This is a genomic window from Streptomyces umbrinus (assembly GCF_030817415.1).
GTDB classification, from domain to species: Bacteria; Actinomycetota; Actinomycetes; order Streptomycetales; family Streptomycetaceae; genus Streptomyces; species Streptomyces umbrinus_A.
In genome coordinates this window covers 2,290,330-2,314,271 of sequence record NZ_JAUSZI010000002.1, presented here as the reverse complement: position 1 = coordinate 2,314,271, position 23,942 = coordinate 2,290,330, and the positions used below count along the sequence as shown (strand labels likewise).

Below are 23,942 nucleotides of genomic sequence, written 5' to 3'. Positions count from 1 at the left end.
CGGAAGCGCGACAGACGGGCCGGGCACGCCGGGGCAGGCACGGGGGAGTTCAGAGGGGGAGTGGAGTGTCCGTTGAGGAATGCACCGGCCTTGCGCGCAAATTGAGCTGCTCAGTCGATTCTTTGCGGAAACTACGCCCACAGGTTTCTAGCCCGTCTCCGCTTTGTCAACGGTCCCGGTATTACCGGTAGTTGACGTGGAAGCGGCTTGCGTGACTTGCGTGCTCGCTTGCGCTTTTCCGACAGCCCGCGCGAAAGTCGCTGGCCCGGTGGTGCAGCAGGTCGAAAGGGCTCGGGAGGCGTGTATTTCGGGCATGCTCACGCCATAGACGTACCGTCGAGCGTCTGCAACTCTCTGATCGATCGACGCAAAAGGGAGTGTTCACCACTGCACATTGAGGCGCGACGCACCACCCCCACGGACACCCACCCACACAGCCGCCCCGGGGCCGCCCACATCCGGTTCGGGACGGAGATCGGGGACACATGAGACCGCAACGCCGGGGATGGCGGGGGATTGCCGCCGTCCTCACGACCGCTCTGCTCCTGCTGGGCCTGCCGTCGCTGACCGCCGCCGCGGCGGCCGCCGGGCCCAACCTCGCCGCCGGACGGCCCGCCACCGCCGGCAGCGCCCACGCCGAGTACGCCGCGGGCAACATCACCGACGGCGACCAGGGAACGTACTGGCAGAGCGCCGGGAGCAGCCTCCCCCGGTGGATCCAGACGGACCTGGGTGCCACCGCCCGCGTGGACGAGGTGGTGCTGAGGCTGCCGGCGGGCTGGGAGAGCCGCAATCAGACCCTGTCCGTCCAGGGCAGCGCGGACGGCACGAGCTTCACCACCCTGAAGACCTCCGCGTCCTACGCCTTCAGCCCCGGCAGCGCCAACACCGTGACGGTGACCTTCCCCGCCGCCCAGGCCCGGTACGTACGGATCCACATCACCGCCAACACCGGGTGGCAGGCCGCGCAGCTCTCCGAGCTGGAGGTCCGCGAGTCCGGTGACTCCTCGGCGAACCTGGCGCGCGGCCGCACGCTCACCGCCGCCAGTCACCACGAGACCTATGTGCCGGCCAACGCGGCCGACGGCAACAAGGCCACCTACTGGGAGAGCCGCAACAACGACCTGCCGCAGTGGATCCAGGCGGACCTGGGCTCCTCCCTGCGCGTCGACCGGGTGGTGCTGCGCCTGCCCGACGGCTGGGGAGCCCGCAGTCAGACCCTGAAGATCCAGGGCAGCGCCAACGGCACCGACTTCTCCGACCTGACCGCCTCCAAGGCCTGCGCCTTCACGCCGGGCGACGGCAACTCGGTGACGATCTCCTTCGACCCGACGACCACCCGGTACGTGCGGGTGCTGGTCACCGCCAACACCGGTCAGCCCGCTGCCCAGTTGTCCGAACTCGAGGTCTACGGCCCGGCGAGCGGCGACACCGAGGCGCCGAGCGCCCCCGCGGACCTCGCCCACACCGAGCCCGCCACCGGCCAGATCCGGCTGACCTGGAAGGCGTCCGACGACAACACCGGTGTCACCGGCTACGACGTGTACGCCAACAACGAGCTGCTCACCAGTGTCGCGGGCACGGTCACCGCGTACACAGACAACCGTCCCGCGAGTGCCACGGTCTCCTACTTCGTGCGGGCCAGGGACGCCGCCGGGAACGTGTCCGGCGACAGCAACACCGTCACCCGCCGCGGCGAGAGCGGTGACACCCAGGCACCCACGGCACCCGCGAACCTGGCCCTCACCGAACCGGCCGCCGGGCAGATCCGGCTCGCCTGGAACGCCTCCAGCGACAACACCAGCGTGACCGGCTACGACGTGTACGCCAACAACAGCCTGCTCACCACGGTCGCCGGTACGGTCACCGCGTACACCGACAACCGCTCCGCGAGTGCCACGGTCTCCTACTTCGTGCGGGCCAAGGACGCCGCCGGGAACGTGTCCGGCGACAGCAACACCGTGACGCGCAACGGCAGTTCGGGCCCCGGCTCCAACCTCGCGGTCGGCAGGCCGATCACGGCATCCTCGACCGTGCACACCTTCGTCGCCGAGAACGCCAACGACAACAGCACCTCCACCTACTGGGAGGGCTCCGGCCACCCCGCCACCCTCACCGTGAAGCTCGGAGCCAACGCCGACGTCTCCTCGCTCGTCCTCAAGCTGAACCCGGACAGCGCCTGGGGCGCCCGGACCCAGAACATCCAGGTCCTCGGCCGCGAGCAGGACGCCACCGGCTATTCCGGCCTGGTCGCCGCGAAGGACTACGCCTTCAGCCCGTCGAGCGGCAACAGCGTGACCGTGCCCGTCACCGCGCGGGTGGCCGACGTGCAGTTGCGCTTCACCTCCAACACGGGCGCCCCGGCCGGGCAGATCGCCGAGTTCCAGGTGATCGGTACCGCCGCACCCAACCCGGATCTCGAGGTCACCGCGCTGACCGCCTCGCCGGCCTCACCGGTCGAGTCCGACGAGATCACCCTCACCGCCACCGTTCGCAACAGCGGCGAGGTCGCCGCGCCGGCCAGCGCCGTCGCACTGCGCCTGGGCGGCACCAAGGTCGCCACGGCCGCCGTCGGCACCCTCGCGGCCGGAGCGCAGCACACCGTCACCGCCTCCATCGGGGCACGCGACGCGGGCACCTACCAGCTCAGTGCCGTCGCCGACGACGCCGGTGCGGTCATCGAGCAGAACGAGACCAACAACACCTACACCAGCCCCGGTTCACTCGTCGTACGCCCGGTCAGCAGCTCCGACCTCGTGCCGGTACTGACCACCTCACCGTCCGGCCCGGCGGACGGCGACACCGTCACCTTCAAGGTCGCCCTGCGCAACCAGGGCACCATCGGCTCGGCGGGCGCCGCGCACGGCATCACCGTCACGCTGGTCGACTCCAAGGGCGCCACCGTTCGGACCCTGACCGGCTCGTACGACGGCACGATCGCGGCCGGTGCCACCACCGGCGCCGTCACGGTGGGCACCTGGACCGCCGCCAACGGCTCGTACACGGTACGTACGACCGTCGCCGCCGACGCCAACGAACTGCCGGTCAAACGGGAGAACAACAGCGCCACCCAGTCCCTGTTCGTCGGACGCGGCGCGAACATGCCCTACGACATGTACGAGGCGGAGGACGGAGCAACCGGCGGCGGAGCGGCGACCGTCGGGCCCAACCGGACCGTCGGCGACCTCGCGGGCGAGGCGTCGGGCCGCAAGGCGGTGACCCTCAACAGCACCGGTGAGTACGTCGAGTTCACCACCAAGGCGGCCACCAACACACTGGTCACCCGGTTCTCCATCCCGGACTCCGCTGGCGGCGGCGGCATCGACGCCACCCTCAACGTCTACGTCAACGGCACCTTCCGCAAGGTGCTGCCGCTCACCTCGAAGTACGCCTGGCTGTACGGGGCGGAGGCAGGTCCGGGCAACTCCCCGTCCGCGGGAGCCCCGCGCCACATCTACGACGAGGCGCACCTGATGCTGGGCGAGACCGTTCCGGAGGGTGCGAAGATCCGGTTGCAGAAGGACACGGCCAACACCTCCCGGTACGCGATCGACTTCGTCAGCCTGGAACAGGTCGCGCCGGTCGCCAACCCGGACCCGGCCGCGTACGCCGTCCCGACCGGCCTCGGCCACCAGGACGTACAGAACGCCCTGGACCGGGTCCGCATGGACACCACCGGCAGGCTCACCGGCGTCTACCTCCCACCGGGCGAATACCAGACGGCCGGCAAGTTCCAGGTGTACGGCAAGGCCGTGCAGGTGGTCGGCGCCGGGCCCTGGTACACGCGGTTCCACGCCCCGTCGGGCCAGGACAACACCGACGTCGGCTTCCGGGCCGAGAACTCCGCGAAGGGGTCCTCCTTCAGGAACTTCGCCTACTTCGGCAACTACACCTCGCGCATCGACGGTCCCGGCAAGGTGTTCGACTTCGCGAACGTGTCGGACATCGTCATCGACAACACCTGGACCGAACACATGGTCTGCCTCTACTGGGGCGCCAACACGGACCGGGTGACGATCAGCAACTCGCGCATCCGCGACACGTTCGCCGACGCCGTCAACATGACCAACGGCTCGACGGACAACCACGTGGTCAACAACGAGTCCCGGGCTTCCGGCGACGACAGCTTCGCGCTGTTCTCCGCGATCGACGCGGGCGGCGCCGACATGAAGGACAACCTCTACGAGAACCTGACCTCGATCCTCACCTGGCGGGCCGCGGGCATCGCCGTCTACGGCGGCTACGACAACACCTTCCGCAACATCCACATCGCCGACACCCTGGTCTACTCGGGCATCACGATCAGCTCGCTGGACTTCGGCTATCCGATGAACGGGTTCGGCACCGGGCCGACGACCGTGGAGAACGTCTCGGTGGTCCGCTCAGGCGGCCATTTCTGGGGCAGTCAGACCTTCCCCGGAATCTGGCTGTTCTCCGCCTCGAAGGTGTTCCAGGGCATCCGCGTCAACGACGTGGACATCGTGGACCCGACCTACAGCGGGATCATGTTCCAGACCCAGTACGACGCCGGCGGGCGGCCGATCAACCCGATCAAGGACACGATCCTCACCGACATCTCGGTGACGGGCGCCCGCAAGAGCGGGGACGCCTACGACGCGAAGTCCGGGTTCGGACTGTGGGCCAACGAGCTGCCGGAACCGGGTCAGGGCCCGGCGGTCGGTGAGGTCACCTTCAACGGCCTGCGCTTCAACGGCAACGCCGTGGACGTCCGCAACACCACCTCCACCTTCAGGATCAGCATCAACCCCTGACCTGTTCGCCGAAAGGCGTCCACCGGTCCCTCACGGAGACTGAACGGAGGCACAAAGGCTGGCGCAAGCCGTTTGCGCGGCTTGCGCTAGCCTTGCGCTCATGACGCGACGACTTGCTCAGGTAGCCAAGAAGGTAGGTGTCAGCGAGGCCACGGTCAGCCGAGTCCTCAACGGCAAGCCCGGAGTCTCGGACACCACCAGGCAGTCCGTGCTCACCGCGCTGGACGTCCTCGGCTACGAGCGTCCCACCCAGCTGCGCGGCGAGCGGGCGCGTCTGGTCGGCCTGGTCCTGCCCGAGCTGCAGAACCCGATCTTCCCCCTGCTCGCCGAGGTCATCGGCGGTGCGCTCGCCCAGCAGGGACTCACCCCGGTGCTGTGCACCCAGACCAAGGGCGGAGTCTCCGAGGCGGACTACGTCGACCTGCTGCTCCAGCAGCACGTGTCCGGAGTGGTCTTCGCCGGCGGCCTGTTCGCCCAGGCCGACGCCCCGCACGACCACTACCGGCAGCTCGCCGAACGGCGCATCCCGGTCGTGCTGATCAACGCCCCGGTCGAGGAGCTGGACTTCCCCTGTGTCTCCTGCGACGACGCCGTCGCGGTCGAACAGGCGTGGCGGCACCTCACCCTGCTGGGGCACGAGCGCATCGGCGTGGTCCTCGGCCCGGCCGACCACATCCCCTCCCGGCGCAAGCTGGCCGCCGCGCGGGCCGGCGCCGAGGCGGCCGGCAAGTCCCTGCCCGACGAGTGCGTGGAGCGGTCGATGTTCTCCCTGGAGGGCGGCCAGGCGGCGACCACCCGCCTGCTGGCCCGGGGTGTCACCGGCATCATCTGCGCCAGCGACCCGCTCGCCCTCGGCGCCATCCGCGCGGCCCGCCGGCGCGGCCTAGCGGTACCCGAGCAGGTCTCCGTCGTCGGCTTCGACGACTCCGCCTTCATGAACTGCACCGAACCCCCGCTGACCACCGTGCGCCAGCCCATCGAGGCCATGGGGCGGGCCGCCGTGGACCTGCTCTGCACCCAGATCCAGGGTGGTGAAGTCCAGCCAGGTGAGCTCCTGTTCGAGCCGGAGCTGGTGGTCCGCGGCTCGACGACACAGGCTCCTCGGGGCTAGTCCGTACGACCGAAGCGCGGTGAGGCCGGACCCGGCCTCACCGCGCTTCGGCTTGCGCGCAACCGTCCCCTTGAGATCAACCGTATACGTCCTTCTGTCAAACATTTACGAAGGCTGCGCGAGATATTGCGGTCAGTTGTTCGTGGTGGTTGAGTGTGCGGCGCCCCACATCGCACCGGCGATGAGGGCGCCTTCCACGTTCATGCCCGAAGGGGACCACCCATGAGAAGAGCTCGGTTCCGCCGCACCCGCCGCGCCGGCGCGGTCACCCTCGCCTCCGCGCTCACGCTGACCGCACTCGCCGCCTGCGGTACGAGCAGCAGCAGCGACGACGACGGCGACAACGGCTCCGGCAACAGTGCGAAAGCCGACCCCGCCGCACCGCTGGACCCGAAGACCAAGGTGTCCATCACCATCGACTGCATGCCCCCCGCGGCGAAGGCGGCCGAGCTCAGGCAGTGGAACGAGGACGTCAAGGAGTTCAACAAGAAGTACCCGAACGTCAGCATCAAGGGCCGCTCCACGCCGGGCCAGTGTCTGGAACCGCCGCGCTTCACCGCGATGCTCAAGGCGAAGTCCCAACCCGACGTCTTCTACACGTACTTCACCGACCTGCCCCAGGTCCTCGACAACGACGGCGCCCAGGACATCACCGCGTACGTCAACGACAAGAGCGTCCCGCTGCTCAAGGACATCGACCCCGACGTCCTCAGCTCGCTGAAGAAGGACGGGAAGCTCTACGGCCTGCCCACCAGCAACTACCGCATGGGCCTGCTCATCAACCGCAAGCTCTTCACCGAGGCCGGCCTCGACCCGGACACCCCACCGGAGACCTGGGAGGAAGTCCGCACCGCGGCCAAGAAGATCGCGGACCTCGGCGGCGGTGTCGCCGGATTCGGCGAGTACAGCGCGGCCAACACCGGCGGCTGGCACTTCACCGCGCAGATGTACAGCCTCGGGGGCGACGTCGTCGACGCGAGCGGCAAGAAGGCCGCCTTCAACGACGCGACCGGCAAGCAGGTCGCCGAGAACCTCCACGCCATGCGCTGGGACGACGACTCCATGGGCAAGACCCAGCTGCTGAAGTGGGGCGACCTGCAGAAGCAGATCGCCACCGACAAGCTGGGCATGTTCCTCGCCGCGCCCGACGACGTCACGTACATGGTCCAGCAACTCGGCGCCAAGTACGAGAACTTCGGCATGGGACCCATCCCGGGTGGTGAGAACACCCTCGCCGGCGGCAACAACTACATGATCAAGCAGGGGATTTCCGCCGACAAGGTCAAGGCCTCCATCGCCTGGCTGAACTTCAAGTTCACCACGGTCGGCAAGGGTCAGTACGACTGGAAGCGGTCCAAGGCCGACGCCCTGCCCGTGGGGCTCCCGCAGCCGAACCTGTGGCTGAACGGCTCCAAGACCAAGGACGACGCCGCCCGCAAGGAGTTCGCCACCATGCCGGTGGAGAACTTCAAGGCATTCACCGACAACCCGGTCCCGGGCAAGGCCGAACCGCCCAAGGCCCAGGAGATCTACAAGGTCCTCGACAACGTCATGTCGGGCATCCTCACCAACAAGGACGCCGACATCGGCAAGCTCCTGTCCACCGCCGAGTCCCAGGTCAACAAGGTCCTCGCCACCCAGTGACCACGCGGCGGCCGGGCGGTGTCACCACCGTCCGGCCCGCCCGCGCGCCGCCGTTCACCGGCGGCGCGGGCGAGCGCCCGACCTCCCACGGCATGTGCCCGGACCCGATCCGTCCGGCGGCACCGCAGTACGTCAAGGAGCGATCATGTCGGCCCCCATCCTCACCAAGGACCCGGTGGTCAAGGACCGCCGCCCCCGCAGGCCCCGCGCCGGTGCCCCGCACCTCCCGGACGGCGAGTTCGGCAAGAACCTGCGCCGCAACATCACCGCCCACGGCTTCCTCATCGGCGCGGTGCTCTGCTTCGCCTTCTTCTCCTGGTACCCGATCGTCAGGGAGTTCCTCCTCGCCTTCCAGAAGACCGAGGACGGCAACGTCAGCTGGGTGGGCTGGGACAACTTCGTCACCGTCTGGAACGACCCGGCCTTCGGCCAGGCCTGGCGCAACACCCTGTGGTTCACCGTGCTGGCGCTGATCCTCGGCTTCGTCGTACCGTTCGTCACCGCCCTGATCATCAATGAATTCCGGCACGGCCAGGGCTACTTGAGGCTGCTGGTCTACCTGCCGGTGATGCTCCCGCCGACCGCGTCGGTCCTGCTCTTCAAGTACCTGTACGACCCCGGGTACGGCATGTTCAACGAGATGCTCGGAGTCTTCGGCGTCCCCGCCCAGCAATGGCTCCAGGACCCCGACACCGCGATGCTCTCCGTGGTGGTCGCCTCGACCTGGATGAACATGGGCGGCGCGACACTGATCTACCTCGCGGCCCTCCAGGGCGTGCCCGGTGAACTGTACGAGGCCGCCGAACTCGACGGCGCGGGACTGCTCCGCAAGGTCTGGCACGTCACCGTCCCGCAGACCCGGCTCATCCTGCTGCTGATGCTCCTCATGCAGATCATCGCCACCATGCAGGTCTTCATCGAGCCGTTCCTGCTCACCGGCGGCGCCGGGCCCGAGGGGTCCACCACCACCGTTGTGTACCTGATCTACCAGTACGCCTTCAACTTCAACAACTACGGCGCCGCGGCGGCACTCGGCCTGCTCCTGCTCGTACTCCTGGCCGGTTTCTCGGCCGTGTACACCAGGCTCAACCGCGCCGAGCAGGACTAGGACCCGGGGGAGACACGGACATGTCCACTCGCACGCTCATCTCACCCGCCCAACTGGCCCGCCCTCGTGGGAAGGCCCTGTACTGGGTGTGCTTCGCGCTCGTCGTCGTCCTGTTCACGTTGGCCTTCCTCGGCCCGCTGTACTGGATGGTGTCCAACGGGCTCAAGACCACCCAGGAAGCCGTCCAGACCCCGCCCACCTGGGTGCCGGGCTCCGTCCACCCGGAGAACTACCAACGTGCCTGGGAGGTCATGGACCTGGCGAAACTCCTGATGAACACCCTCTACTACGCCTTCGGCGCGCTCGCCTTCCAGCTGGTGCTCGACGTCGCCGCGGCCTACTCGCTGTCCAAACTGCGGCCCGTACTCGGCAAGATGATCCTGGGCCTGATGCTCGCCACTCTCATGATCCCGGCGACCGTCCTCGTCGTACCGCAGTACCTCACCGCGCTGGACGTGCCGATCGTCGAACGCAACCTGCTCAACTCGCCCTGGGCGATCTGGCTTCCGTCGGTCACCAACGCCTTCAACATCTTCCTGCTCAAGCGGTTCTTCGACTCGATACCCAAGGAACTGCTCGACGCGGCGTCGATGGACGGCGCCGGCCCCCTGCGCGTCCTGTGGTCCATCGTCCTGCCGGTCTCCCGGCCCATCCTCGGTGTGGTGTCCATCTTCGCCGTCGTCGGCGTCTGGAAGGACTTCCTCTGGCCGATGCTCGTCCTGCCGGATCCGTCGAAGCAGACACTCGCCGTCGGTATCTACTCGCTCGCCACCAGCGTGCCCGAGAACGTGCTGATCGCCTCCCTGACCATCGCGTCCCTGCCCACGCTGATCCTGTTCCTCGTCTTCCAGCGCAACATCATGAGCGGACTGACGGCGGGCGGCCTCAAGGGCTGACCGAGCACACGCCGTACGGGCACCACCCGCGGTCACCCGCAGTCCGGGCACCACCCGCAGCGAACACCACGCAGGTGCCCCCACCGATCCTCCGCCGCCGCCCCGTTCCCGACGCCTCGCTGTCCGGGACGGTGGCGGAGAACCACCCCTGCCCCGAAAGGACCGACACGTGGCAGCCCCTCAGCCCGGTAAGACCCCCGGCCACACCGACGACTGGTGGCGCGGTGCCGCCATCTACCAGGTGTACCCGCGCAGCTTCGCCGACGGCGACGGCGACGGCACCGGGGACCTCGCGGGCGTACGGTCGAGATTGCCCTACCTCGCCGAACTGGGCGTCGACGCGATCTGGTTCACCCCCTGGTACCTGTCCCCGCTCGCCGACGGGGGTTACGACGTCGCCGACTACCGCACCATCGACCCCGCCTTCGGCGACCTCGGCGAGGCCGAGCGACTGATCACCGAGGCCCGCGGGCTGGGCATCCGCACCATCGTCGACATCGTGCCCAACCACGTCTCCGACCAGCACCCCTGGTTCCGGGCCGCGCTCGCCGCCGGACCGGGCAGTCCCGAACGCAAGCTCTTCCACTTCCGTCCCGGCCGCGGCGAACACGGCGAACTCCCGCCCAACGACTGGCCGTCACAGTTCTCCGGCCGCACCTGGACCAGGGTCGAGGACGGCGAGTGGTACCTGCACCTGTTCACGCCGGAGCAGCCGGATCTCAACTGGGCCCATCCCGCGGTGCGGGAGGAGCACGAAGAGGTGCTGCGGTTCTGGTTCGAGCGCGGGGTGGCGGGCGTACGTATCGACTCCGCGGCGCTGCCCGCCAAGGACCCCGACCTGCCCGACTTCGTGGAGGGGCGTGACCCCCACCCGTACATCGACCGGGACGACCTGCACGAGATCTACCGCTCCTGGCGGCGGATCGCCGACGAGTACGACGGCGTCTTCGTCGGCGAGGTGTGGCTGCCGGACTCCGAACGGTTCGCCCGCTACCTGCGCCCCGACGAACTGCACACCGCGTTCAACTTCTCCTTCCTGTCGTGCCCGTGGGAGGCGGCCCGGCTGCGCGCCGCCATCGACGACACCCTCGCCGAACACGCCCCGGTCGGTGCGCCGGCCACCTGGGTGCTGTGCAATCACGACGTGACCCGCACGGTCACCCGATACGGGCGGCAGGACACCGGTTTCGACTTCGCCACCAAGGCCTTCGGTACCCCGGCAGACCTGCGGCTCGGCACCCGCCGGGCGCGTGCCGCCGCCCTGCTCACCCTCGCTCTGCCCGGCTCCGTATACCTCTACCAGGGCGAGGAACTGGGCCTGCCCGAAGCGGAGATCCCCCGGGACCGCATCCAGGACCCGATGCACTTCCGCTCCGGCGGCACCGACCCGGGCCGCGACGGCTGCCGTGTCCCGCTGCCGTGGACGGCCGACGCTCCGTACGCCGGTTTCGGCTCACGCACAGCACCCTGGCTGCCACAGCCCGACGGCTGGCCCGCCTACGCGGCCGACCGCCAGGCCGACGACCCCGACTCCATGCTCAACCTCTACCGCGCCGCACTGGGCCTGCGCCGCGCCGACCCGGCCCTGGGCGACGGCCCGCTGCAATGGCTGCCCTCCTGCGACGGCGTACTCACCTTCCGCCGCTCCCCGGACCTGATCTGCGTCGCGAACCTGGCCGACACCCCGGCCGCCCTGCCGGACCACACGGAGATCCTGCTCGCCAGCGGTCCACTGGACACCGACGGAAGGCTGCCCTCCGACACGGCGGTGTGGCTGCGCACATGAGGCACCGGAAGGTGGCCGGCGCCATGCAGGGCTTTCCCGACGTCCAGTGACGCCCGGTCAGAAGGACGCCCTGTGACGCCCGGTCAGAAGTGGGTGGTGACGCCGAAGACCCGTCGGAGCTGAGCCATGTCATGGAGGTCGTGGTCGGCCGGTTCGTACCCCTGATGGAAGTAGACCTGCTGCTCGGCCGAGAGACAAGGGACGGCGGTTCCCCGGATCGCGCCGCTGACGAAGCACGGGGCGGGATAGACGAACGGGCGGCGCGGGTCGGGGGACGCCTGCACCGCGGACCCGTCCGCCGCGAAGACCAACGGGTGCAGATCGATCTCGCGACCGCGCGGGTCCGTGACCACGAACCGCACGGGACGCCAGTCGAGCGTCTCGACGAACCCGGCCTCCGCGAGAGCCGCCACGACGGCCTGCTCCTGGTCCTCCCGGTGCATCAGGTCCAGGTCGCGGTGCCGACGCGTCTGCTCCCCGACCAGAATGTCGATGCCCCACCCGCCGCCCACCCAGACCTCGACATCCGCGGCACGCAACAGGGCGAGAACGGACAGTACGTCAGCGGCGGTCATCACGCGGGCACGGTAACGGCTCAGCGACCGGGCGGGCGAGCGGATTTGTGGTGGCGACGGGCGGGATCGGCCGGGCCGCACCGGGGACGGTCAGGTCTGCCTCTCCATGTTGATGGCCTTGCGGAGTTCCTCGCTCGCGGCTCCCGGTTCCTCCCGCCGGATCTCCAGCAATGCGGCGGCGATGGCGTCGAGTTTGCGCTGGATGGCGTGCTCGGCGCGCCGTTCGGAGTTCTTCAGAAGGGCCAGGAGCAGCAGTGACACGGCGGACATCGCCTCGCCCACCACCAGCAGCCACTGCGTCGGCAGCTTCAGCGCGTGCGCGGTGATCGCGCCCGCGACCAGAACGAGGCACACGCCGAAGAAGCCGGGGGAGCTGGTGAAGTTCGAGGCGTGTTCCGCCAGCCGCGTGAACCGGCCCGGTCGGTCGCCGTCACGGTGTGCGGGGTGCTGAGGTGCCATGCGATCGCCGGCCGTTCTCATGAGGCCGGCCGGTCGGCGGGCGCGCCCAGGGACCAGCCGGACACATCCCCGAGCCGTCCGCGCCACAGGGGAGCCGTCGTGGTCCCCGGCACGGACAGGAACGTGACGTCGACCAGGTGGATGAACGAGTGCAGTCCGTCGCCGGTATCCGGCTCCGTCTGTTTCAAGGCGGACCGGACGGTGTGCGCCAGATGCGCCATGTGGTCGGCGCGGTCCTGCGCTCCGGTGGCCGCCGACACCGCGGTCTCCCAACGGTCGGCCCACGTGCGGGACCCGACCAGGCTGCCCGCGACGATCCCGCCGGGCGTCGTCAGACAGATCGTCAGGCTGGCCTCGGGCTGCGCGTCGATCAGCCGCAGCAGTATCTCCAGATACGCGTCGACCGCCGGTGGGGCGGCGCCGTGTTCACTCACCACAGGGTCCTTTCTGCTGGTTCGGGTGAGACACGTGTGCCCGTTCACGACGCCAGTATGTGACCGGCAGGGTCCTGGGCTGTCTGAAAAACCTCGCACAACGGGTTGGATTTGAGGCACGCGGTTTTCTGATGATTACCGTCGAGGGCGATGGGCACCCGAGGCGAGAGGAATTCAAGAGAATATCGGTCGGGACAATTTATTCGGCCGTCAAGCAATTGATGAAGGAGTTGTTTTCGTGAGTGCGGACATGTGGGGCTATCTGCCCACCACCGGCTACACCGCCGGCAGCAGCCTGATCGGTTACAAGGTCGAGGCGACGGACGGGAGCATCGGCAAGGTCGACAAGCACTCCGACGACGTCGGGGCGTCCCACCTCGTGGTCGACACCGGGGTGTGGATCTTCGGCAAGCACGTACTGATCCCCGCCGGCCTCGTCAGCGGCATCGACACGGCCGAAGAGAGGATCTACGTCGACCGGACCAAGGAGCAGATCAAGAACGCTCCCGAGTTCGACAAGGACAAGCATGCCGGGGACGCGGGCTACCGCGATGAGCTCGGCGGCTACTACGGCGGTCACCGGGCGTAGCACCTGGCTGTCCGAACGGCCTTCGCGGGCTATCGCCGGCAGAGGTTTCCGGCGATGGCCAGCAGGAGGTGGAGGTTCGCGATGCCGCTGACCGGGACGGTGGACCACGGACCGGACGCGCCGGACCTCATGACGTGGACGCTGCCTCCTCTCACGAGGATCTCCTGGATCTCGCTCCAGGGGAGACGGCCCTTCCCGGTGGCGGCCATGCCTGTGCGGGAGAGTGAGAGGGCGCCGAAGTCGACTGCCCCGCCCTCCAGGATCGCGTCCAGAGACTTCTGCCCCTGGGCGCGCAGCACGGCATCCTGCATGCAGGGGCCCCAGGTCTCGGGCTTCTCGTAGAACTCCGTGATCTCCGCGCCGCCGAAGCCCGTGGCGGTCACGGAGTAGACGTATTTGGTGGGGGTGGGGGCACCGTTGACGAACAACTGCGTGATGTCCTGGCGGAGCTTGACGGAGTCCCAGCGAAAGGCGGTCATGCCTTCTCCGAACTGCGGTTGCACGATCAATCCGTGCTCGAAGAGATAGAGGCGCTTGGCCGCCTGTTTCCTGCTGAAGTTCGGGAAGCGGCGCAGCCACCAGAAATAGAGCAGACCGGGCACCAGGAAGAACGCCGAGAAAGTGACGAGCACATTGATGTAGAGGACGACCATCGGTATACCGAGGCGCTTGGGAGCGAACGCGCTCTCGAGCAGCCCGAGTTGATGACGGGCGGCCAGAGCGGCGACCTCGGACGGCGGTGACGGCGGTGACGTCGGTGTGGTCATCGGCCTCTGCTTCGGATGGGCGTGACGGACGTTGGGCAGCTGGGCCGCGGAGTCCGATTCCCCGGGGCGCCGCGGCGAGAACGACGTTAGGGCGGGGCAATGCATGCCACCAGCGACTGGATTGCATGGGACCCATGCGCCTGAGGAATGTGTTGGGGGAAGATGGTGATGACCGCGGGAGGATCCTGGAGACGGGACGGGCATGTTCGAGATCGACGCGCTGCGGCTGCTCGTGGCCGTGGCCGAGACCGGATCGTTCACGAAGGCGGCGGTCCGGCTCAACTACACACAGTCCGCGGTGTCCCGACGCATCGCCGCGCTCGAACAGCAGGCAGGCGGCCTGCTGTTCGAGCGACTGCCCCGGGGCGTACGCCTCAATCCCGCCGGCCGAACGCTGCACCGGCACGCCATGGAGGTGCTCGACCGGCTGTCGCGGGCGGAGCGGGAGCTGGCCGTGCTGCATGCGGGGCACGGCGGGCTGCTGCACCTGGGCGCGTTCGCCACCGCCAACATCTCGCTGGTGCCCACCGCCCTGCGGGCTCTCCAGGAAGCCCGGCCGGATGTCGAGGTCGTCGCGGTCGAGGGCTGGACCGACACGCTGATGGAGCGCCTCGCGGACGGGGCGCTGGACCTGGCCGTCGTCAGCGACTACCCGTCAGGTCTGCCGCCGGCTGACGGGGTCACGACGACCGTGCTGTGCCAGGACGAACTGTTCGTCGCTCTGCCGCGCGGGCATCGCCTGGCCGGAGCGGCGACGGTCGACCTGTGTGAACTGCGCGACGAGGCATGGCTGCACAGCGCGTACGGAGATCGCCCCACCATGCTCGCCGACGCCTGCGCGCGGGCGGGCTTCACCCCAAGGAAGATCGTCCGGATCGCGGAGTGGACCGGGAAGTTCGGCTACGCGGCAGCCGGGCTGGGAGTGGCGCTGGTCCCTTCGCTGGCCGCCCGGGCGGTCCCCGACGGACTCGTCCTGCGCCGCCTCACCGACCCGGCCCTGCGCCGGACCGTGCAGGTTGCACTGCCCGCCGACCCCATCCCGGCGGCATTGAAACTGAGGAATCTGCTGCGAGACGCCGCCGACTGAACCACTCCCGGGACAGGCGGTTCTTGGACGTCAGTCCTGGCGTGACATCGCGGCGGTCCAACGCGGCGTCTACTCGGCGGGCAGGGGTAGTTCGAGGCGGGGCCCGTGGAAGCGTTCGCGCAGGAGTCGGTCGTGCGTCACCACGACCAGCGTGCCGGTGTAGCGGGCCAGGGCTGCCTCGATCTCTTCCACGAGGGTGGGGGCCAGGTGGTTCGTCGGCTCGTCGAGCAGGAGCAGATCGAGTGGGCCGGCCGTCACGAGCCGGGCCAGTTCGAGCTTGCGGCGCTGCCCGACGGACAGGTTCCGTACGGGAACTGCGAGGTCGGCGGCGTGGAACAGGCCGAGCGCGAGGAGTGCCTCGGCGTGCTCGTCGGGGTGCCCCGCTCTGCCGGCTGCGAATGCCGCGAGCAGCGTTCGGGTGTCGAAGGCGTCGTCGGGCGCGCTCTGCTGACGCAGGAATCCGATCCGGCGCGGTCGGCGCACGATACCGGCGTCGGGCGTCAGTTCACCTGCCAGCAACTGGAGCAGGGTGGTTTTGCCGGCGCCGTTGGGGCCGGTGACGAGGAGCCGGTCACCCGGGGCGAGTTTCAGGGACGGAACGTACAACCGCCTTTCGGCCAGGACACCTTCCAGGTGCACTGCCGTTGGTGGATCCTCGGCAGTCGGTGTCGGTGTCGGTGTCGGTGTCGGTGTCGGCGGCGTGCCTTCGACGCGGCCGGTGAACCGCAGTGGCTGCGGAGGTGGCGGCACGGGGTGCTCGATCAGCCGTTGCAACCGCTCGCGTGCGTTGCGGATGCGGCTCTGGGAGCCGTGTGTCCGTGAGCGTGCCCGGAAGGCGCCGGCGCCGCTGAACGCCCGCGGCGACTTGCGGGGGATCTCGGCCAGCATGCCGATGCCGGAGTCGGCGAGGTGTTCCTGTCGGGCGACCTCGTTGCGCCACTGCTCGTGATCCCACGCCCACCGGGCCCGGGCCGCCGCCTTGGCGGCGAGAAAGCCGGCATATCCGTTGCCGTAGCGCCGTACCGTGCGCCGATCGGGGTCCACTTCCAGGATGGTGTCGGTGACGCGTTCCAGGAACGCCCGGTCGTGCGTGGCCACGACGACCGTGCCCCGATGACGGTGCAGATGCCCTTCGAGCCAGGCCACGGCTTCGTCGTCCAGATCGTTGGTCGGCTCGTCGAGCAGCAGCAGTTCGGGGGCCAGGGCCAGGGTCGCGGCCAGCGCGAGCCGGGAGCGCTGCCCTCCGGAGAGGGTGCTCAGCGCACGCTCCCGGTCCAGCGGCGCGTGCTCGCCGAGTCGTCGCAGGCTCACCTCGACCCGGCGATCAGCTCCGTGCCCGCCCCGCGCGTCGAACTCGGCCACCAGCGCCGCGTAGTGCTCGAACTCGGCGGTGCCGGCCGCGCCCAGTGCCGCCTCGGCGACACGAATACGGCGCTCCAGGGCGCGTAGTTCACCCAGTACGTGATCCACGGCATCGCCCACGCGCGCGGAGGCGGGCAGATCGAGGGTCTGGCGGAGGTGGCCGATCCCGCCCGGTGCGACGACGGTCAGGCTGCCGTTGTCGACCGGTTCCTGTCCTGCCAGCAGCCGCAGGAGCGTGGACTTCCCGGAGCCGTTGTCCCCGACGATCCCGACCCTTTCGCCCGGCCGGACAGTGAGGGACACCCGGTCCAGCACCATGCGGTCGCCGTAGCGCTTGGTCACCTCGGCGAGCGCGATCTGGGACGTGGCGAGAGTCGCGGTGAGAGGAGAAGCGGTGACGGTGGTGTCGACGGAAGCACAGTGCAAGTGCGGTCCTTTGCTCGGTGAACAGGGTCGTGCGGCCGGTGGTTGGAGCACTGGATGCCAGCCGATGAATGAAAATCTAGACGATACGGTCCGTCTCGTCAAGCCCTCAGGGTTGTAGCGCCCGGCGTCGAGGTGCGCCCGTGTGCGCTGCCATGCCCGGCATCGAAGCGCACCCGCGTGCGCGCGATTGAGGTGCCCCGTGGCCCGTCGGAGCCCGCTGCGGGAGGGCGGCGCAAGGGTATAGAAACTGACGACTCGTCAGGTTACGCTCCGTGCATGATTTCCACGGTGGTCTGGGGAACCGGAAATGTCGGCCGTGCGGCGATCCGCGCGGTCGACGCGCATCCGGCGCTCGATCTCACGGCGGTACTGGTCCACAGTCCCGGGAAGGTCGGCCGTGACGCGGGTGAACTCGCCGGTCTGGACCGGGTTCTGGGTGTCGCGGCGACGGACGATGTCGCCGCGGTGCTGGCAGCGGGGTCGGGTGCGGTGGTGTACGCGGCGTCGGGTGACATCCGGCCCGACGAGGCACTGGCCGACATCGGCTCGGCGATCCGGGCGGGCGCGGTGGTCGTCACTCCGTCGTTGTATCCGCTCTACGACCAGCGCAACGCCCCGCCCGAGTTCCGCGACCCCGTGCTCGCGGCGATCGCGGACGGTGGCGGGTCGCTGTTCGTCTCCGGTGTCGACCCGGGCTGGGGCAATGACGTACTGCCCCTGCTGATGAGCGGACTCGGCACGGTCGTCGACGCCGTCCGCTGCCAGGAGATCTTCGACTACTCGACGTACGAGCAGGAGGAGTCCGTCCGGCATCTGATCGGCATGGGTCACCCCATGGACTACCAGCCGCTGATGCTCGCGCCGTCGATACCGACCATGGTGTGGGGCGGGCAGATACGGCTGATGGCCAGGGCCCTCGGCGTCGAACTCGACGAGATCCACGAGACCTTGGAGCGACGCGCGCTCGACACCACGGTGAGCACCCGGACCATGGGCGACTTCGAGGCCGGCACCCAGGGCGCCGTCCGCTTCGAGGTGCAGGGCATCGTGAAGGGCGAACCCCGCCTGGTCATCGAGCACATCACCCGCATCCACCCGAGCTGCGCCCCGGACTGGCCGTCACCGCCCAACGGCGACGGAGCGCACCGCGTGATCATCGAGGGCCGTCCGCGCATCGAGATCACCGTCGAGGCCACCGACGAGGGCGACAACCGGTCCGCCGGCGGCAACGCCACCGCCGTCGGGCGTCTCGTCGGAGCCATCGACTGGCTCGTCGACGCGGAACCCGGACTCTACGACGCCCTCGACGTTCCGCTGCGCCCGGCGGTCGGCAGACTCGGCGTGCCCACACGGCTCGGAGCACCCGCACCGCTCGGAGCACTCGGAACCAAGTGACATCGCCGGCCGAGGCCGGGAACGTGGACGAAGGAGTCCGGATGAACGTCGACATCCCCGAGGGCAAGAACCCGATCGAGTACGTGTGGGGCGACATGGTCCCCGGCATCGGACCTGCCGCCGCGAACTTCTCACTGGCCGTCTACGCCCATACGACCCTGGGACTACGCGAGTTCGAGGCGGCACGGCTTCGGATCGCGCAGATCAACGGCTGCCTCTTCTGTCTCGACTGGCGGACCGAGCGGGACGGCCACAAGGTCGAGGACGACTTCCCCGATGCCGTCGAGCACTGGCGCACGACCGACGCGTTCGACGACCGCACCCGACTGGCCGCCGAATACGCCGACCGCTACGCCCTGGACCACCACGGCCTCGACGAGGAGTTCTGGGACCGGATGACCACGCACTACAGCCAGACCGAGATCGTCGAACTGACCATGAGCCTGGGCTCCTGGCTCGCCTTCGGACGGCTCAACCGTGTCCTGGGACTCGACGCCATGTGCGTACTGCCGGGGCACTGAGCCGGTTCGGGGCTGCCCGGCAGGTCCGGGTGGCCCCGACCTCGACCCCCTCGTCTCCCGGCCGTGCACGTGCACGCGCTCGGGTCGTCGCTACAGGTCCGCCGCGATGATCTTTTCGATGTTCCGTTCGGCGAGCGCCGTGATGGTGACGAACGGATTGACGCTGGTGTTGCCCGGGATCAGCGCGCCGTCGATGACGTACAGACCCGGATGTCCGTGCAGGCGGCCGTAGTTGTCGGTCGCCTTGTTGAGCACCGCGCCACCCAGGGGGTGGTACGTGAGGTGGTCGCCCCAGATCTTGTAGGCGCCGAAGAGGTCGGTGCGGTAGATCGTCCCCTCCTTGGCGTTGATCTTGTCGAAGATCGTCTTGGCCATGTCGATGGACGGCTGCTTCCAGGCGGTCTGCCAGTTGAGCTCGGCCTTGCCCGCCGACGCGTTCCACGAGAACTGGGCGCGGTTGGGGTTCTTGGTGATCGACAGATAGAACGAGGCGAAGGTCTCGATGCCGGTGGGCAGCGGCGCCACCTCGGCGAACGCGCCGCCCGCGGCCCAGTTGTCGATGCCGGAGCACGGGATGGACGACTGCACGGCACCGGTGGGGTCCCACAGGTGGTTGGCGCGGCCGCACATCACGTTGCCGTTGTCGCCCCAGCCCTTGCCCACCTCGCTGTTGAGGCCCGGCAGCGCGCCCGTGGCCTTGAGCTGGACCAGCAGCTTGCTGGTGCCGACGCTGCCGGCCGCGAAGAACACCCGGTCCGCGGTGACGGTCTTGGTGGCCGTGGTGTTGCCGCCGGTGTCGAGCCGGTCGATGACGACCGTGTAGCGGCCGCCCGTCGCCGGAGCGACCGAAGTGACCTTGTGCAGCGGTGAGATGGAGACCCGGCCGGTCGTTGTGGCCCTGGCGAGATAGGTCTTCTGCAGGGACTTCTTGCCGTAGTTGTTGCCATAGAGGATCTCACCCGCGAGTGCGGACTTCGGTACGGTCCCGGCGGCCTCCTGTTCCATGTAGTCCCAGTCGTACACGTCGGGCACGAAGACGAAGGGGAAGCCCGAACGCTGGGCGTGCTTACGGCCGACCCGGGCGTACTGGTAGCAGTCCGCGGTCTCGAACCAGGTCAGGTCGACCGTGCCGACGCCGAGGCCGGAGTTGGCACGCGGGTAGTAGACGGAGTACATCTCGTCCGCGTTGACCGACGGCAGGACGGCGCCGAAGTTCTCCCGCCTCGGAGTGACCGCCATCCCTCCGTTCACCAGTGAGCCGCCGCCCACGCCGCGGCCCTGGTAGACGATGATGCCGCCCATCTCCTCGGCGTCCAGGATCCCGGTGTAGCGAGGGACGTCCTTGTCGATGGGGAAGCCGAGGAAGTTGCTGAGCGGCTGCTTCGTCCTGGTGCGCAGCCAGTAGGAGCGGTAGTCGGGGCTCGTCGTGTTGGCGAAGATCTTGCCGTCCGACCCGGGGGTGTCCCAGGCCATGCCCATCTCGACCATGTGGACGTCGACACCCGCCTGGGCCAGGCGCAGAGCGGCCACGGAACCGCCGTATCCGGTGCCGATCACGAGGGCGGGCACATGCGCCCCCGGCTCGATGACGGCGGCTGCGGCTGTCGTGGCGGCGTGCGCCGGCAGTACCTGGCCGGCGAGTGCCGCCGACCCAAGAAGAGAACCAGTTCCAGTGATGAATCTCCGACGAGATACGTCTCTGAGGCGCGTCCCACGTGGGGAATCGTCGTTCATGCGCGGCTCCTCACTCTCCATAGAGTGAAACGGGTTCTAATCCCACCCCTGTAAGAAGTCACGCCATACCCTGAGGTAACTTTCAAACGATCACAAATTGGGCATCACGCGCAACGCGAGACGACAGAGCATGACTGGAACACGCGTTGACACGGGGGAGGGCCGACCCTCGGTTGCCGGTCAGGACCCGTGGTTCGCCGCTTTCTCCCGGGCCGTGTGTCTGTTCGTTCGCCCGGTCGTCAGTACAACTCGACCGTGTCCACGCGGTTGAGCAGGCCCTCTCCGTCGAGGAGGCGGGTGGCGTTGGTGGCGAAGAGTTCGGCGATGAGGCGGTCCTCGGCGGGGCTGAGGGCGGCGGTGTGGGGGCTCACCAGTACGTGGTCGTGGTTCCAGAGGGGGGCTGTGGGACGGGAGGGGTTCCGTCTCGAAGACGTCCAGTGTGGCGAAGCCGACCCGGCCGGAGTCGCGGGCTTCGATCAGGGCGGTCTCGTCCACGACGCTTCCGCGGCCGACGTTCACGAGGGTCGCGCCGGGCCGGAGGGCGTCGAAGAACCGCTTGTCGAGCAGGTGCTCGGTCGCCGCGGTGCCGGGGAGCGTGTTCACGACGGCGTCCACCGTCGGTGCGATCTCGGCGATCCGGTTCAGGGGTACGACCTCGTGGACCCCGGGAACGCCGGTGCCGCTCCTGCTCGTTCCGATGACCCTGGCACCCAGTGCGTGCAGCTTCTGGGCGACGACCCGGCCGATGCCGCCGAGGCCGAGCAGCAGGATCGTCTGCTCGCTGACCTGTCCCATCATCCAGCGGCCGCCCCACTCGTGATCGCGTTGCCCGCGAAGCAGACGGGGGAGACCCTTGGCTCCGGCGAGTACGCCGAAGACGGCGAACTCCGCGAGCGGCTGCCCGTGCACTCCGGCGGAGGTGGTGAAGAGGACCCGCCCGAGTTCGTCGGCGGTGAGCCGCGCGGCCTTCACCTGGCTGCCGCCGCCCGCGGCCATCGTGTGCACCCAGCGCAGCCCCCGGTTGGCGCGGACGGTTCGGGCCAGGGCGGCCGGGTCCACGTCGGGGATGCCGTAGAGCGCGTCGGCCGAGTCGAGGGACTCCTCGTAGGCCTGTTGCTGTGCCGGCGTGCGGTGCCAGGACGGGTCACCGGCGAAGTCGGCGGGCCACCGCATCGGCGGGAGCAGGGCCTGGTCGACGACGAGGTTGATGCGCGGTTCCAGCGCGAGGATCCGCGCGCGGTTGTCCTCCGACAGTGGCGCGGCGACCGCGACGCGGAGCCTGCGGGGGGGGGCTCGTTCCTCGGTTCCCATCAGGCGATTCGGCTCCGCAGTTCCGCGACCTCGGTGTCGAGGTCGGCCTCGCGGGCGACGATCGCCTCGACCGCCGTCAGCGCCTCGTCGGCGCGATGGGGCGGGATGACGATGACGCCGTCGTCGTCGGCCACGACGATGTCGCCCGGGTTCGCCACGACGCCGCCGAGAGCGACGGGTTCGCCGATCGTGCCCGGTCCGTTCTTGAAGGGGCCGGCGGGTGTCAGCCCGCGTGCGAAGACGGGCACGCCGAGCTTCTCGATGATCGCGCCGTCACGGACGTAGCCGTCGACGACCGCGCCGACGGCGCCGAACACGTCGAACCGCGCTGCTGTTCGAGAACTCGCCGACGCCCGTGAGCCTGGCCGAGATCGCCAAGCAGGCCGAGGTGTCGACCGCCACGGCGTACCGGCACTTCTCCTCCGTCGAGGAGATCCTGCACGCGTTCCGCGCCCAAGTCGGCTCCGAACTGCGCGACTTCAGCGCCCGGCAGACCACCCGGGGCATGGAGAGGCTGGAGGCGGTGTCCCGCTGCTGGGTGTCGCTCGTCCTCGAACACGGCGGGGCGATGGCGCAGATGCGTTCGCACCGCGGATACCTGGAGCGGCTGCGCGAGGGCACCGGTTATCTCGCCCCGCAGGCCGAGGCACTCGCCGAACCGCTGCGGCAGACCACCGAGGAACTCGGCCTCGGCGACCTGGGCGACGAGGCCCTGTTCCTGTGGAACCTCCTGTTCGACCCCCGCGACATCCTCGACCTCATCAAGAGCGGGCACACGGAGGACGAGGCCGCCACCCGCCTGGTGGCGGCACTGCGCGGCGCCCTCGTCGGGTGGTCCGCGGCGGCGGACGGGAATCGCTGACGCCGCTCCGGAGCAGGGACGATCCGGGGGACCGGGGCGGGAGACGATGGGCGGGGCCTCGCGTGCAGCCGTCCGTCACCCCGGCGGCGAATCCGGCTGCGTGCTCTCCCGTACCACCAGCGAATGCCCCGCGGTGAGTCTCGTGTGGGGGGCCTCCGCGTCGGCGGTGATTCTCTGCAGCACCGCGTCCACCGCCAGTTCGGCGATCTCTCGCTTGTTGGGCGACACGGTGGTCAGTGACGGCACGCTGTAGCCGGTCTCCTGGATGTCGTCGAAGCCCACGACCGCCAGGTCGCGCGGCACCCGCAGGCCGTGCTCGTGCGCCGCGCGCACCGCGCCGGAGGCGAGCAGGTCGCTGAAGCAGAAGACCGCGTCCGGTGGCTCGTCCAGACCGAGCAGGACCCGCATGGCGGAGGCGCCGTCGGCGCGGGTGAACGCCACGGTGTCCGGGGCCAGCCTGGGGTCGTGCGGCACACCCGCGGCGTGCAGCGCGGTCAGAAAGCCGTGCATGCGCTGCACCGTCGTCGCATGGGCCCGGTCCGACGGCTGGCCGATGACTCCGATGCGCCGGCGGCCGAGCCGGAGCAGGTGCTCGGTCGCCTCCTGTGCCGCCGCGGAGTTGTCGATCAGTACATGGTCCGCCGGGATCCTGTACGACTGCTCTCCCAGGAGTACGAGGGGCACGCGGCGCTCGCGAGTGGCGAGCATCGCCTCGTCGAGGCTGAGGGGGCTGAGCAGCACACCGTCGATGAGCGGGTCGCTCAGGCCGCAGGCGATACGCAGTTCCTCCGCGGGATCCCCGCCGGTGTCCTCGATGAGCACGGTGCAGCCGCGCTTCTTGGCGGCCGCGATGACCTCCGCGGCCAGCTCCGCGAAGTACGGCGCGACCAGCTCGGGGACGGCCAGCGCGATGATGCCGCTGCGGCCGGTGCGCAAGTGGCGTGCGGACGCGTTGGGCTGGTAGTCGAGCTCGGCGATCGCGCGCAGTACCCGCTGCCGGGTCTGCTCCGCGACACGGATCTCGCCCCGGACGACGTTCGACACAGTCTTGATCGACACGCCCGCGCGTTCCGCGACGTCCTTGAGGCGTGCACCTGCCATGA

Annotated in this window: 20 protein-coding genes; 11 read left to right on the top strand and 9 right to left on the bottom strand. The window is 69.2% G+C overall.

Going from position 1 to position 23,942, the window contains the following annotated elements; translation table 11 throughout:
* Window positions 1–485 precede the first annotated feature (485 nt).
* The 6 genes from QF035_RS10850 (at window position 486) to QF035_RS10825 (ending at window position 11,317) form a co-directional block, all read left to right on the top strand.
* On the top strand, window positions 486–4,772 hold the full coding sequence (locus QF035_RS10850; protein WP_307519888.1) for a discoidin domain-containing protein: 4,287 nt from the start codon (window positions 486–488) through the stop codon (window positions 4,770–4,772).
* A gap of 100 nt (window positions 4,773–4,872) precedes the next feature.
* Window positions 4,873–5,883: a LacI family DNA-binding transcriptional regulator gene (locus tag QF035_RS10845; RefSeq protein ID WP_307519887.1), complete on the top strand. Its 1,011-nt coding sequence runs from the start codon at window positions 4,873–4,875 to the stop codon at window positions 5,881–5,883.
* Between the two features lie 222 nt (window positions 5,884–6,105).
* Window positions 6,106–7,527: an ABC transporter substrate-binding protein gene (locus tag QF035_RS10840; RefSeq protein ID WP_307519886.1), complete on the top strand. Its 1,422-nt coding sequence runs from the start codon at window positions 6,106–6,108 to the stop codon at window positions 7,525–7,527.
* A 145-nt stretch (window positions 7,528–7,672) separates the two neighbouring features.
* Complete coding sequence (locus QF035_RS10835; protein WP_307519884.1) at window positions 7,673–8,635, top strand: carbohydrate ABC transporter permease; 963 nt, start codon at window positions 7,673–7,675, stop codon at window positions 8,633–8,635.
* Window positions 8,636–8,655: 20 nt separating this feature from the next.
* The gene (locus tag QF035_RS10830; protein WP_307519883.1) at window positions 8,656–9,531 is read left to right on the top strand and encodes a carbohydrate ABC transporter permease; all 876 of its coding nucleotides are present in this window, start codon (window positions 8,656–8,658) and stop codon (window positions 9,529–9,531) included.
* A 169-nt stretch (window positions 9,532–9,700) separates the two neighbouring features.
* Window positions 9,701–11,317 carry a glycoside hydrolase family 13 protein gene (locus QF035_RS10825; protein WP_307519882.1) on the top strand — a complete coding sequence of 539 codons (1,617 nt, stop codon included), beginning with the start codon at window positions 9,701–9,703 and terminating at the stop codon, window positions 11,315–11,317.
* Window positions 11,318–11,400: 83 nt separating this feature from the next.
* Here QF035_RS10825 and QF035_RS10820 read toward each other — a convergent pair whose 3' ends face one another.
* The 3 genes from QF035_RS10820 to QF035_RS10810 form a co-directional block, all read right to left on the bottom strand.
* On the bottom strand, window positions 11,401–11,892 hold the full coding sequence (locus tag QF035_RS10820) for a nucleotidyltransferase domain-containing protein (RefSeq protein WP_307531041.1): 492 nt from the start codon (window positions 11,890–11,892) through the stop codon (window positions 11,401–11,403).
* Window positions 11,893–11,982: 90 nt separating this feature from the next.
* Window positions 11,983–12,351 carry a low affinity iron permease family protein gene (locus QF035_RS10815; RefSeq protein WP_307519880.1) on the bottom strand — a complete coding sequence of 123 codons (369 nt, stop codon included), beginning with the start codon at window positions 12,349–12,351 and terminating at the stop codon, window positions 11,983–11,985.
* A 17-nt stretch (window positions 12,352–12,368) separates the two neighbouring features.
* Entirely contained in the window at window positions 12,369–12,785 is a 417-nt protein-coding gene (locus tag QF035_RS10810) for a hypothetical protein (protein WP_307519879.1), read from the bottom strand.
* 238 nt (window positions 12,786–13,023) lie between these two features.
* On the opposite strand from QF035_RS10810, the gene QF035_RS10805 reads away from it, so the two are divergent.
* Window positions 13,024–13,374, top strand: a complete 351-nt coding sequence (locus tag QF035_RS10805) for a PRC-barrel domain-containing protein (protein ID WP_307519877.1) — start codon at window positions 13,024–13,026, stop codon at window positions 13,372–13,374.
* Between the two features lie 29 nt (window positions 13,375–13,403).
* Here the strand turns inward: QF035_RS10805 and QF035_RS10800 are convergent, their stop codons facing one another.
* Complete coding sequence (locus QF035_RS10800) at window positions 13,404–14,141, bottom strand: DUF6585 family protein (RefSeq protein WP_307519875.1); 738 nt, start codon at window positions 14,139–14,141, stop codon at window positions 13,404–13,406.
* Window positions 14,142–14,343: 202 nt separating this feature from the next.
* Between QF035_RS10800 and QF035_RS10795 the strand changes: the two genes are divergently transcribed.
* Complete coding sequence (locus QF035_RS10795; RefSeq protein ID WP_307519873.1) at window positions 14,344–15,228, top strand: LysR family transcriptional regulator; 885 nt, start codon at window positions 14,344–14,346, stop codon at window positions 15,226–15,228.
* Between the two features lie 69 nt (window positions 15,229–15,297).
* On the opposite strand, the gene QF035_RS10790 is transcribed toward QF035_RS10795, so the two are convergent.
* The gene (locus QF035_RS10790; RefSeq protein ID WP_307531039.1) at window positions 15,298–16,908 is read right to left on the bottom strand and encodes an ABC-F family ATP-binding cassette domain-containing protein; all 1,611 of its coding nucleotides are present in this window, start codon (window positions 16,906–16,908) and stop codon (window positions 15,298–15,300) included.
* 384 nt (window positions 16,909–17,292) lie between these two features.
* Between QF035_RS10790 and QF035_RS10785 the strand changes: the two genes are divergently transcribed.
* Together QF035_RS10785 and QF035_RS10780 are read left to right on the top strand one after the other, a co-directional pair.
* Window positions 17,293–18,411 carry an NAD(P)H-dependent amine dehydrogenase family protein gene (locus QF035_RS10785; protein ID WP_307519872.1) on the top strand — a complete coding sequence of 373 codons (1,119 nt, stop codon included), beginning with the start codon at window positions 17,293–17,295 and terminating at the stop codon, window positions 18,409–18,411.
* A 41-nt stretch (window positions 18,412–18,452) separates the two neighbouring features.
* On the top strand, window positions 18,453–18,932 hold the full coding sequence (locus tag QF035_RS10780) for a carboxymuconolactone decarboxylase family protein (protein ID WP_143633754.1): 480 nt from the start codon (window positions 18,453–18,455) through the stop codon (window positions 18,930–18,932).
* 90 nt (window positions 18,933–19,022) lie between these two features.
* On the opposite strand, the gene QF035_RS10775 is transcribed toward QF035_RS10780, so the two are convergent.
* From QF035_RS10775 to QF035_RS10765, 3 genes are all read right to left on the bottom strand, one after another.
* A complete protein-coding gene (locus QF035_RS10775; protein WP_307519871.1) occupies window positions 19,023–20,666 on the bottom strand; it encodes a GMC oxidoreductase in 1,644 nt (547 codons plus the stop codon).
* Window positions 20,667–20,846: 180 nt separating this feature from the next.
* On the bottom strand, window positions 20,847–21,977 hold the full coding sequence (locus QF035_RS10770) for an NAD(P)-dependent oxidoreductase (RefSeq protein WP_307519870.1): 1,131 nt from the start codon (window positions 21,975–21,977) through the stop codon (window positions 20,847–20,849).
* On the bottom strand, window positions 21,977–22,294 hold the full coding sequence (locus tag QF035_RS10765) for an RraA family protein (RefSeq protein ID WP_307519869.1): 318 nt from the start codon (window positions 22,292–22,294) through the stop codon (window positions 21,977–21,979). Before QF035_RS10765 ends, QF035_RS10770 begins: the two co-directional genes overlap by 1 nt.
* 38 nt (window positions 22,295–22,332) lie before the next feature.
* Here QF035_RS10765 and QF035_RS10760 point away from each other — a divergent pair, with 38 nt between their 5' ends.
* On the top strand, window positions 22,333–22,839 hold the full coding sequence (locus QF035_RS10760; RefSeq protein WP_307519868.1) for a TetR/AcrR family transcriptional regulator: 507 nt from the start codon (window positions 22,333–22,335) through the stop codon (window positions 22,837–22,839).
* 75 nt (window positions 22,840–22,914) lie between these two features.
* On the opposite strand, the gene QF035_RS10755 is transcribed toward QF035_RS10760, so the two are convergent.
* Window positions 22,915–23,940 (bottom strand): LacI family DNA-binding transcriptional regulator, encoded by a 1,026-nt coding sequence (locus tag QF035_RS10755; protein WP_307519867.1) that lies wholly within the window; start codon window positions 23,938–23,940, stop codon window positions 22,915–22,917.
* Between the last annotated feature and the right edge of the window lie 2 nt (window positions 23,941–23,942).

Coding starts and splice junctions, on each gene's coding strand:
- QF035_RS10850 (WP_307519888.1), top strand. CDS start 486: ATGAGACCGCAACGCCGGGGATGGCGGGGGATTGCCGCCGTCCTCACG.
- QF035_RS10820 (WP_307531041.1), bottom strand. CDS start 11,892: ATGACCGCCGCTGACGTACTGTCCGTTCTCGCCCTGTTGCGTGCCGCG.
- QF035_RS10800 (WP_307519875.1), bottom strand. CDS start 14,141: ATGACCACACCGACGTCACCGCCGTCACCGCCGTCCGAGGTCGCCGCT.
- QF035_RS10790 (WP_307531039.1), bottom strand. CDS start 16,908: ATGGTGCTGGACCGGGTGTCCCTCACTGTCCGGCCGGGCGAAAGGGTC.
- QF035_RS10780 (WP_143633754.1), top strand. CDS start 18,453: ATGAACGTCGACATCCCCGAGGGCAAGAACCCGATCGAGTACGTGTGG.
- QF035_RS10840 (WP_307519886.1), top strand. CDS start 6,106: ATGAGAAGAGCTCGGTTCCGCCGCACCCGCCGCGCCGGCGCGGTCACC.
- QF035_RS10785 (WP_307519872.1), top strand. CDS start 17,293: ATGATTTCCACGGTGGTCTGGGGAACCGGAAATGTCGGCCGTGCGGCG.
- QF035_RS10795 (WP_307519873.1), top strand. CDS start 14,344: ATGTTCGAGATCGACGCGCTGCGGCTGCTCGTGGCCGTGGCCGAGACC.
- QF035_RS10835 (WP_307519884.1), top strand. CDS start 7,673: ATGTCGGCCCCCATCCTCACCAAGGACCCGGTGGTCAAGGACCGCCGC.
- QF035_RS10775 (WP_307519871.1), bottom strand. CDS start 20,666: ATGAACGACGATTCCCCACGTGGGACGCGCCTCAGAGACGTATCTCGT.
- QF035_RS10815 (WP_307519880.1), bottom strand. CDS start 12,351: ATGGCACCTCAGCACCCCGCACACCGTGACGGCGACCGACCGGGCCGG.
- QF035_RS10830 (WP_307519883.1), top strand. CDS start 8,656: ATGTCCACTCGCACGCTCATCTCACCCGCCCAACTGGCCCGCCCTCGT.
- QF035_RS10770 (WP_307519870.1), bottom strand. CDS start 21,977: ATGGGAACCGAGGAACGAGCCCCCCCCCGCAGGCTCCGCGTCGCGGTC.
- QF035_RS10755 (WP_307519867.1), bottom strand. CDS start 23,940: ATGGCAGGTGCACGCCTCAAGGACGTCGCGGAACGCGCGGGCGTGTCG.
- QF035_RS10845 (WP_307519887.1), top strand. CDS start 4,873: ATGACGCGACGACTTGCTCAGGTAGCCAAGAAGGTAGGTGTCAGCGAG.